5 protein-coding genes and 1 pseudogene are annotated in these 11,044 nt (G+C 35.5%); 1 reads left to right on the forward strand and 5 read right to left on the reverse strand.

All coding sequences use genetic code 11. The annotated features are described in order from the left end of the window. The 5 genes and pseudogenes from ACIPNH_RS02375 to ACIPNH_RS02395 form a co-directional block, all read right to left on the reverse strand. Window positions 1-1,615: pseudogene (locus ACIPNH_RS02375) on the reverse strand (type IV secretion system protein); the annotation flags it as partial. Beyond that, entirely contained in the window at window positions 1,612-4,008 is a 2,397-nt protein-coding gene (locus ACIPNH_RS02380; protein ID WP_400771499.1) for a TrbL/VirB6 family protein, read from the reverse strand. The gene ACIPNH_RS02380 and the pseudogene ACIPNH_RS02375, both read right to left, overlap by 4 nt. Window positions 4,009-4,017: 9 nt before the next feature. Further along, entirely contained in the window at window positions 4,018-6,582 is a 2,565-nt protein-coding gene (locus ACIPNH_RS02385) for a TrbL/VirB6 family protein (RefSeq protein ID WP_400771504.1), read from the reverse strand. Continuing rightward, window positions 6,575-8,980 carry a VirB4 family type IV secretion/conjugal transfer ATPase gene (locus ACIPNH_RS02390; protein WP_400771512.1) on the reverse strand — a complete coding sequence of 802 codons (2,406 nt, stop codon included), beginning with the start codon at window positions 8,978-8,980 and terminating at the stop codon, window positions 6,575-6,577. Before ACIPNH_RS02390 ends, ACIPNH_RS02385 begins: the two co-directional genes overlap by 8 nt. A gap of 9 nt (window positions 8,981-8,989) precedes the next feature. After that, window positions 8,990-9,286, reverse strand: coding sequence for a type IV secretion system protein VirB3 (locus tag ACIPNH_RS02395; RefSeq protein WP_038199158.1), 297 nt, complete (start codon window positions 9,284-9,286; stop codon window positions 8,990-8,992). A gap of 108 nt (window positions 9,287-9,394) precedes the next feature. On the opposite strand from ACIPNH_RS02395, the gene ACIPNH_RS02400 reads away from it, so the two are divergent. Next, complete coding sequence (locus tag ACIPNH_RS02400) at window positions 9,395-10,930, forward strand: lysine--tRNA ligase (RefSeq protein ID WP_400771509.1); 1,536 nt, start codon at window positions 9,395-9,397, stop codon at window positions 10,928-10,930. Window positions 10,931-11,044 lie beyond the last annotated feature (114 nt).

Raw genomic sequence — 11,044 nt, forward strand, 5'->3', positions numbered from 1 at the left:
CTGTGTACTTATTATTTTCATAATATTTGCCATTTTTATCTGTAATGTCATCTCTCTCTACGTTGCTTACATTGATGCCGAAATATATCTTCTTAGATTCTTTGTTCTGAAAGTGTTCTCCGCTTATTACATCTAATATGGTGTACTCATCTTTTCCGTTTACTCTTTCTCTCACTCCTACCACTTTAAAATCATTAGTTCCCACACCATGCAAATCTTTAGGTGGCTCATCACCTAAATATACATATAATTTTTCGCCATTAATATATTCACATGATCTAGTCACTTTAACATGGTACCCTCCTCTATTATAGTAATAATGACCATAATCTGCGATAGCGAGCATCACACTACTACCGGGCGTTACCTCGTCATTTACTGGATAATCATTGTTCAATTCCAGAGAAAAATCCTCGAATTTATTGTTATCGCCAATTTGCGAACACATATTATCCCCTTTTGCACCCTCTTTCTTTGGAAGACATTGAATACCTTTAGCGGTATTTTTATCATCAGGATCACCAATTTTTGCAACAAGAGCCTCAGCCCAAGATTTATCATCTTCAGTAAAACTACCTGCTTTAACATTCCCTTCCATTTTTTCTAGATCAGAATACATATCACATTTATTTCCTTTATCGTACTTCTTATACCTTATAGAGGAGACACAGTTCCGTTCTCCTGCTTGACCTAAACCATAGTTCCATATACCCTTCTCAGTATAGCATATATTTTGATGGTAACAGTTAAGCTCATAGGAGGAGTACTTTTTTCTCTCATCAAGACTACAGTTTTTTCCATCACATAACTCGTTCAATCCTATTTTAGCGCGGCGTAAATCAAGTAGTGAACCATATACCCATTGTTCGTTGTCTTGAATATAACCTTTATTAAAATGCACCTTATTATCATATGGGGTATACCCATTGCCAACTAGCACTTTGCTTTCCTTTGCTTTTGTTTTATCAAGAGGTAAAAATTGTATTTTATTTTTTGTACCATCTTTACCATCACAAAAAAACTCTCCCCCCTGATGTACTTCACTCACTGTAGCTTTCTTATATACAGTTTCCTTACGATCATTTTCTACAGCTTTATAACAATTGTCATCAAAATTGATGCCTTTCCCTTCTGGATTGTCGTAATCAATTGTTATTTTTCTGGGAACTAAGCTGAAGCTTAACTTGTCACCAGGATTTACTTTAATTCCAGTGTCCACATAACGTCTATTGCTGCCAAATCCTTTGCCACCACATAGTTCGTTTTTACTTTCATTAACACCATAATTGTTAGGTACACTATTAATATCCGCAGCCTTACTATAATTTGGTTCTGAGCCATCAGCACAAAAGCTAGCTGGCACAAGTACTTTCCTTGGATTTTTGTCTTCTTTAAAAGGGCAAAAATTTACTGATCCATCGAGGGTGAATTTGATTTTCTCACCCTGACTAATTACCTGACCAGAATCAACCCAATGAATTTTATCGGCTTTACGAACTGGAACATCCACATTAACGCTGGTGTTTTTGCTCTGCAACCCAGGCTCGACACAATCCATATTACAACCAGTGATTGCAAGACACAGTATCAATAATAGTGATCTTTTACTTATCATTGCTGTCTTCCTGGTTGTGGTATCTGAGGCGTTGACCTTTGAGTCCCTTGTAGTATTTGAGGTCTTGACGTACCTGAATGTTGAGAGGCATCTCCTCTTTCTCTTCTTTGAACACTTTGTTCATCTAACCCTACTGTTCCCATTAAGCTTTGTTGATACTGTCTTCCAGGTTCGCTTGCTACATAAGCACCAAACAACGAGTCAGATATTGCCGAAGAAGCTTCAACTAAAGCTTTCATAGCGTGTCCCAAAATAACAAAAGCCATCATAGCGGTAATATTAGGTGTATATTTGGAAGCATAACCATAAAAAATACAAGGGTTAAAAATCTTTAGGTTAATATTAAGTATACATGTAGAGCAGACCTCAAAATCAAATACTGAATACGCAATATAATCCATAACCTGACTTATCAGTGATATAAAAATTAAAAGGACCACTGGATGAATTGCAAATCTTGCTAAATTTTTAACCCAGTTTTGAAACATCTGCCTAGTATACGCAAATAAAAGACAAATAATAAAAATAGGTGCTAAAGAAAGTAATAACGCAACTATTGCTATAGATGTAATAAAAGAAAATAAGGCATTAAAAATAGATAAGCTCACTGTGATTAAACCCCAAATCACCAAGCAAAAAGATACAATGCCCAAAGGGCCAGAAAATATAAGAGATACTATTAACAATACTGAATGCGATGACAAGAACCTATTGAGCGGCAAATCAAGAAACTCAAAAACATTTGAAGTAGTGCCTCTAAAATTTGCTATTTCTATTAGTTGTTTTGGAGTGTTAATAAATATAGAGAATGCGTTGTTATAAAAAAAGTCCCAGCTATTATCCTGCAATAGCTGGGCGATGATTCCTATCTTTACGCATATAATTAAAAACTCATATATAGAAATATGAGTTAATCCAAAAAAGTAATAAAGAGTATATAAGATTATATATAGTACTAATAGTGATATTATAGTAGATCTAATGGTATTTGTTCTGCTTGATTTTATAAAACTTTCGTAAAGAGACTTTACAGGACTAGTATCAGAGTGAATTGCGTTAGGGTCTTTATAATTAGAGCCGAAAAATGCAGTTTTCACTTTTTCATCAAAGAAATTATATATTGCACTAAAAGTTTTTGTAGGTGGCTCTTTAGTTGTTAGGTTAATACTAAACTGACCTTCATTTTTGTAATCGCAGCCATGGTCTCTTATTCCATAATATATGGTGCCTGTTTTGTCTTTTAATTTTCCTTTCAAGTTTTCCATGTCATGAACTTTGCTGATATATACAGATATATCCGCTTGATTTTCACCAGGCTTATGCTCAGGGAATTTATCGGAAACACTTATATACAAGCTATTTTCCAGACTATGGTTCTTCGTTACTCTTATGTTGAAACCACCTTTGTCATTTCTATTGTAGCAGTGCTCGTCATTTCTACTACATAAACTAAAAGTTAAACTTGGTGTTCGATGGTATTTTTCTATCTTATAATCACAGTTAGTACATATGCCACCTGTTGGAATGTGTTCAAAATCTTCACCATCCATGTGAACTTTCAAAAGTGTAATGTCAGTTTTTACCTGTTTTTCTTTTAGTATTTTACTAATAATTTCAGCAACAACAGATTCACCACTAGAATTTAAAGCATTGAATAGCTCAATTTCTATATTATTATATTCAATATACACGCAATCCTCGCCTCTACGACCAGAAGAAAATTTACATATACGTCTACAGAGTGAATTTAAAATGTGCGTATCTATCTTACTTGCACTGCTCTCTGAAAGCTTGCTGCAATCTATATTCTCTCCTTGTTTTATAGAGTTAATAATATTTTCAATTTCCTTTTTTCTTTCATCTTGATCTAACTTCGAAAAATCTGAATCCCAGTACTCTCTTCCACTCAACCATTGCGCATCGCCTATTATATATTTATTAGGACATATCCCATCCTTGCTACCTTGGCATTTCTCTTGATTTAAAACATGTGCAAAATGTTCCGTTTCTTGCTCGCTACACTTTTCGTCGATTTTCAAATACCTGATTTTTGTCTCACTCTCTTTATCTTTACACACTTTACTTCCAATCACACTAAAGCTTATCGTATCGCCTTTTTTAAGTGCAAATGGTAATGCAACGTCATTTCTCCCAGGCCCAATTGCAAAATCTGCATACTGCTTAGGACAAAAATTAACCTTACTAGGCACTATATCAATCTCTGTTACTCTTATTCTATCTGAGATATTAACACCAGAATCAACCCATTTCTGCTCTGTTGACACTATATCTAGTTTTTCACGCAAACCTGATAAATTTTCTGGCTTAATACAGTGATGTTCCCCGCAGCCTGACAGAAAAAAAAACGGTATTATCAGCAAAAATTTTAGCATAAATCCAACTCATTCAGTGCTTTTGTTAACACTCTCGGAGCTACTAGAACCAGAACCTCGAGATTTACTCTTGTCTCCACCACTCAACTTCTTAGCAGCAGCACCAGCAACTCCAGCAACATCCCCAGCAGCAGCTTTGGCAGCAGATAAAGCTTTGCCCACCATTTGTCCAGGTGTCTGACCTGAGCCAAGTGCTGCTCTATGGTTACCAGCAAGTTCAGCAGCCATGCCAGGAAGAATGTTTAAAAAGTGGTAAAAGAGGAATAATACTAAACACAATTTTAATAATTCTCCGATGAGAGAGCTGCCAAACTCCATGTATGTAAAGTCGAATAGACCAAGTATGCTGCTCTTTTTAAAGCTATAATTTTGCATCATACATGCAAGAGTAGTTTCATTTTTATCACATTCCCCATCTTTCAATTTAAACCACTGTTTTTTCTTACTATATGAGATTTCTGCTTGTTTCTTTTCATATGACTTGTCCGGTTGTTCATTTTTATATGACTCGTCCAGTTCAAAATTTAAATTTTTAAAATAGATTTTATCACATGCTATGAACATAAAGGACAAAAACGCAAAAAGGATAACCGGGTATAAGCTATAGGTAATCAACTCCTTCACCCAGCCTTCAAAATATCCTTTGGTGTGTTGGAATAAAACCATAGGAATGAACAAAGGTGATAAAATGATGATTACACTTAAAGCAACTAGAGATAAAATAAATACATAGCACAGCCACAAAATAACCATCATCATCAGAACGGCCATAAATATACAGACAAGAGCTACTAAAATTTGTCCACCAGCAAAAATAATACCGATTACCGAACCTGCAACTAATAAGACAGGAGCAGCACCAAGCAAGACTGCTAACGTTGCAACACCTCCAGTACCAATTTTGCCACCAATTCCATCTAAAGGGGCACCTAAATAAAATAAAATTCTACAATCAAGCCTATCCCAAGGTGCAAGATAACTGTAAGATACCCTCTTTCCTGCACGAGTATATTCATAATCTGTACCTGCTTTATAATTACATATGCCTTTACTTTCAGATGATGCTTTTAGCACTATCTCTGACAAACCATTTGAGAGACGAGTTAATTCTCCATAATAATGAGACATGGTACTGCCTGTTGTGAAGTAAATCACTAAAGCGAATTTTATGATCAACATATACATTTCTTGAGGCCTCTGAACTCCACCAGACATGGCTTTTATAGAGAACAGTATTAAAGCTAAAACTAAAACAGCAGTTACAGTGTTTTTCAGCCTTTTCTGTGCTACAGATATAAAACTCTCACCATTTGGTGCACCTTTACCTGCAACTAAATTATCTAACGATTCCTTAATGCATTGCACTATCATAGAAGTTACGGGAATAGGAGCTAATGATTTACTCCCTGCCTGGTTATAACAAGCTTCAGAAACATACGAGCTAAAACAGCCAGCATTATCATAACCTACAAAAATTTTCCCCCCTTGTCCGTTGAGTCTTTTTTCTTTAGATCTGATAATAGTTTTATAGTCATCATTATTACCAATAGGAACTTTTTCCTCTCCTGTACCATCTTTATTTTTGAATATCATCACAGATTTTTCACACATAGGAGCAAGTGGGTCAGGTGGCAATTCCGTGCACCCCATATCAACCCCTTGCGGCCAAGGAGTCATTTCGATACCAAGCATGCTAACACTGGCTAACTCCACACATAATCTGCCCGTTTTTCTCACTGCTTTGAATGTAGCTCCATGTATGGGTTCGCTCTGTCCTGCTTTGAGAACTCTACATTCCAGACCACCATCAACCTTCGAGGACCATGACCCATCTACGTATCCAGTGTCTTTCTCCCTGACATCAAAGTCTATGTATCCAGGTTTTCCTCTGGAATTAAAGTCTACCTTATTAAAAAGATTACCAAAAGTTAAAGGGTTTCGATGACATACTTCTATATATTCACTGTATTGCACACCATTTTTTGGCCAGTAATAACTCTCTGTACTCTCCTGAACGTTAGAATTTAAGGCTTCTTTTTCTGCTCTTTTCCCGTCATAATCTTTTTTGTTCACGTCTTTCCGAGCTTTATTTTGCAAACAAGAAAAATATTCCTCTTCTGTTTGGTAATTTTCATTGGTGCAGCCACTATAACCTGTGTCTTCTAATTTAAAATTTTTGTATTTTCCATCATGATCACGTGCAACTGGGTGTTTAACAAAACTATGTTCACAAACAACAAGCCCTCCTATCGCTTTCCAGACTCCAACAATTGCAGCTATCATTCCAACAATAACAAGAGCGGTAAACAAACCAGCAGAAGAAACGATCAAAACAATGCCAGTAAATATTGCGCCAACAGCAATCGCTATTCCAGCAAGTGCTGCAGCTGTTTTAAACGCTCCACAATCAGGATTAGAGGCACGACTAAAACTGCCAGTGGAATTAAATCTGCTAACAAATTCTGTCTTGTCAGTACCACTTACTCCATCTGCAAGCACTGGATATGAGAGTAAAAAGTCTATATTTAGTAAAAATATCGCAATTAATAGCAATGACAGCTTAGTCTTAAACATTTTTTACCTTCTGATAAAATATAGGCAACCATACTTTTGGGTTGTCCCCAACTTCATTTAATATATCGTGTAACAATAGAACACTTTCTGCACGTCCGGATAATACGTTGATTATATCATCCAGGCCTTTTAAGTCTATTCTAGCTACTACAGCATTGACTCCTTGTTTCACCAAAAAGAATCTAGTACTCGGATCTGTGTGCTTAATTAATATATATTCACGTTCAGTTAACATAAAAACATCCCGATAGACACTAGTAGCTTTCAGATTTGGTAAAAAAATCTGTGTCGCTGTTTGTTGTACAAGCGTATCGCTAATAGTACTTTTACTTGCATCCTCAACACTCTGAGTAGCAAAAATCACAAAAGCATTTAGTTTTCTCAGTACCTTCAACCAGTCTTTTATCTTGGGTGCAAAAACTGGATTATCTATTAACGCCCATGCCTCATCAAGAACGATAATAGATGGAGTGCCATCAAGAGATATACTAATCCTATGAAATAAATAAATCAAGACCGGTCCAAGAGCAACAGGATCTTTGAGCAAGCTAGCCATCTCAAAACCAAATACTCTTGCTCGTGAAAAATCTAGCAAATCTTCTTTATTGTCAAATATTGCAGCATGAGAACCATTATCATGCCACATAGATATTGCCCCAGCTAGAGTATCAGGACCTGCAAGCCCTAAAAACGGTACGAGGTTTCTCAAGAATCTGTCTTCTTTTCTTAATTTAAAATTTCCTTCAATTGCATCATTAATTCGTGCAATATCTTCTGAAGTAAATTTATCATTATATACCGAAATTAAAGACTTTATCCACTCCATTAAAAATGTTCTATTATCAGAGGTATCATCAAGTTGTAAAGGATTAAAATTTGTTTTAGTTCTTGGTTCTATTACAGTATAGATACCACTAAGTGCTCTTAAGAAAATCTCTGCACCGCGATCTTTATCAAAAAGGAATATCCTTGGAGAAAACTTCATCGCTTGGGCACACAGGAAATTCATTAAAACAGTTTTACCAGCACCAGTTGGGCCAATTATCATAGTGTGTCCAACATCCCTTATATGAAAGTTGAAAAAAAATGGAGTACCAGATGTCGTGTCAAAAACTGTAACGGCATCTCCCCAGTGGTTATTGAATTTATTACCAGTAGGATAATTATGTTGAGATGCAAATCCAGCCAAATTAAGACTACTTATTGTAGCTTTTCTCACTATATAATCGAAATTACCAGGAATTTGCGCCCAAAATGCTGGTTCAAGGTTAACTCTCTCACGTATAGGGTAAACACCGCAATTAGAAAGCTCTGATTCTACCAACGACAGAGCGTTATCCAATGATTTAGGACTTTTTTCTATACATAAAATAGTCAGGTGATGTTGACCAAACGCAATCTTACCACTCATTGCGTCATCAAGCGCTTGAGAAATTTCTGCTATTTGAGAAATAGCTTTATCTGCAGACTGTATCATTCGATTTTGCTGTATCTGCATTTTTCCAATCGCCATTTGCCTGTTTATAAATTGAAAAGATTGCGTAATTATAAACTCGTAAGGAAGTTGTAAAAACGAATCAAGCATTCCTGCAGAAGTATGATTTCCATATTCTTTGATACTAATTATTCCAGCATATTTACTCTCATTATGAGTCACAACCTGTATCATCTTACGGCCAAAGAATAACCTATGTACTGGTAAGTATCTTGATATTTCAGTTCTTAGCGGAAAAAGCGTATTTGTAACGAAGCCACAATTTACGATTCTAGATAGAAACCCCATTATTTCGCAGAACAAACCATCTGGAGTTTCTTTTACTCCAAGAATTTTAGGCGAATAATTTCTAAGGCTTGTCACTACACGATTTGTCGTTTCCTCTAAATCTTCATACGTGGCACGTATATCACTTTCCCAAGCATGTTTTGAAGTTACATGTCCGAATTTTTTTAGTAGATGTGACAAAAATTCTACTCCTTTTGTGTCCGCTCTACGGATAATCGTAATGTATAGGTCATTAATAAATGATTGCCTTGTTGCGTGTTTTTCTCTCCATTTTAGATTTACGTGATTAGCGAAAAAATTCGGCAAACCTTGACTTGCAAATTCATCAGAAAAAATATTTTTCTTACGTCTGATAGTATGAAAATACAAACTAAATGCCGGAGATGAAATGCTTCTTAGCATCTGATTCCTGATGTTGTTCTGTATGACTAAATCCTCGTCATCGGCAGTTTCAAATGCAAAACCACTTAATTTTATAACCTTAACCAACCAATTTTCTTTTGTCATCAAGGTTGTGCTATTCCAATAGCAAGAATAAGGAATAAATTCAGCAGCGTGAACTTCCCTGTTCAGAGTAGATTTATTCTTTGATTGAATAGCCCTAAACCTCAGCATCACACAACGTTAAGCAATATCATAAGAATTGGCTCCATGGTAAAAACGATTTAAACATTTCGAGCACTTTTCCAATTTTACCATAAATAATTCAATAAACAACGGTTCTTTTGCAGAAGCTATATAACCAAGTCCATGTATACCTGGTAACATTAAGAGAATCACTCTTAAATCATTTGAATTAATGAAAATTAGCATGCAAATCAGGACGTTTAATATTGCAAACATATAACTCACACCAAAGAGCATTGCAGGTCTTGTAAGACCTTTAAATAATTGATCTGTTTGTATACTACCTGTGGACATATCTTTAACCTTCTAATAATAGCTCTAACACTAATACTATATCATTATATTAAAAATCCATTGAAACTAGTAGCACTTTAAGTTAAGATACATTATTTAATCTCGATAATGACAAGTTGGCCATTTAAAGAAGCAGAAAAAATATTGCAAGAGTTTCCTAATAAAAAAGAAATAATATTTGAAACTGGTTATGGACCCTCTGGTTTACCCCACATAGGAACCTTTGGAGAGGTTTTCCGCACTACAGTTGTTGTAAATGCATTAAAAAAAATAGCTCCTGGTATAAAAACCAAAATCATTGCAGTGTCAGATGATATGGATGGTTTGCGAAAAATACCAGATAATGTGCCAAATCAAGAGATGCTAAGAGAGCACTTAAATAAACCATTGACTATGATACCTGATCCATTTGGCACTCATCAGAGTTATGGTCATCACATGAATTCATTGTTGTGTAAATTTCTTGATTTGTTTGAATTTGAATACGAGTTCAGGAGTGCAACAGAGTGTTATAAATCTGGCGTTTACGATGAAAAACTTTTACTACTGCTGAAAAATTATGATAAAGTGATGGACGTAATGCTTCCATCATTTCGGGAAGAAAGGCAGCAGACTTATAGTCCATTCTTGCCAATATGCCCAAAAACTTCTCAAGTTTTACAAGTTCCAGTAATTGAAACAAATACAGATAAAGGAACAATCACGTATGAAGACCCAAACGGGGAAAAAATAGAAGTTCCGGTAACAAAAGGAAAATGTAAACTGCAATGGAAACCTGATTGGGGAATGAGGTGGGCCGCATTTGGAGTAAATTACGAAGCTCACGGAAAAGATTTAACTCCATCTGCTGTGCTTTCAAGTCAAATATGTGAAATACTTGGAGAAAAGCCACCACTTCTGTTTTGCTACGAGCTTTTCCTTGATAAAGAAGGAAAGAAAATATCAAAATCAAAAGGAAACGGCATTTCAATTGAAGAGTGGCTAACTTACGCACCAACAGAGAGCTTAGCATTGTACATTTTTCAGAGTCCTAAAAAAGCTAAACGTTTATATTTTGATGTGATACCAAAATCAACTGATGAATATTTAGAATTTGTAAAGCGTTATCATGAGAACAAAGAAAAGGATATAAATAATCCTGCTTGGCACATTCACCAGGGCAATGTTCCCAGTATAGAAACTTCAGGCATAAATTTCTCACTACTTTTAAACCTAGCAGCAGCTTGTAATGCTGAAAACAAAGAGATCCTATGGGGTTTTATATCCTCTTATGCACCAAACGTTACACCAGAAAATAATAAAATGCTTGATAGACTTTCAGACTTCGCAGTAAAGTATTATCACGATTTTATCAAGCCAACAAAATCATATAAAACTCCAAATGAAAAAGAAAAAGCAGCGTTACTAGATTTGAAGGACACTTTACATTCTCTATCTACAACTGCTACTGCTGAAGAAATTCAATCTCAGGTATTTTCTATTGGAAAAAAATATGATTACACCAACTTACGTGACTGGTTTCAGCTATTATATGAAACGTTACTTGGCCAAAAAACCGGTCCAAGAATGGGATCTTTCATAAAGCTTTACGGAATAGGTAATACGCTTTCTCTCATAGAAAGCGCTACTAAATGTATACTTTAGAGTTTACCTCCTTTCATTTGAGCTCTTTAGTTTTAATAAGAATTCCTTGACAAACTCCGCTAGCCCCCTTATCATGAAACTGAAGCTATTGTATTTGCTTTCGCCAATCTGCAG

Origin of the sequence: Wolbachia endosymbiont of Drosophila barbarae, assembly GCF_044752445.1 — a bacterium.
GTDB lineage: Bacteria > Pseudomonadota > Alphaproteobacteria > Rickettsiales > Anaplasmataceae > Wolbachia > Wolbachia pipientis.

What these genes read in the sequence shown, in the direction of transcription:
- ACIPNH_RS02380 (WP_400771499.1), bottom strand. Translation starts at nt 4,008, where the DNA reads ATGCTAAAATTTTTGCTGATAATACCGTTTTTTTTTCTGTCAGGCTGC.
- ACIPNH_RS02400 (WP_400771509.1), top strand. Translation starts at nt 9,395, where the DNA reads ATGACAAGTTGGCCATTTAAAGAAGCAGAAAAAATATTGCAAGAGTTT.
- ACIPNH_RS02395 (WP_038199158.1), bottom strand. Translation starts at nt 9,286, where the DNA reads ATGTCCACAGGTAGTATACAAACAGATCAATTATTTAAAGGTCTTACA.
- ACIPNH_RS02390 (WP_400771512.1), bottom strand. Translation starts at nt 8,980, where the DNA reads ATGCTGAGGTTTAGGGCTATTCAATCAAAGAATAAATCTACTCTGAAC.
- ACIPNH_RS02385 (WP_400771504.1), bottom strand. Translation starts at nt 6,582, where the DNA reads ATGTTTAAGACTAAGCTGTCATTGCTATTAATTGCGATATTTTTACTA.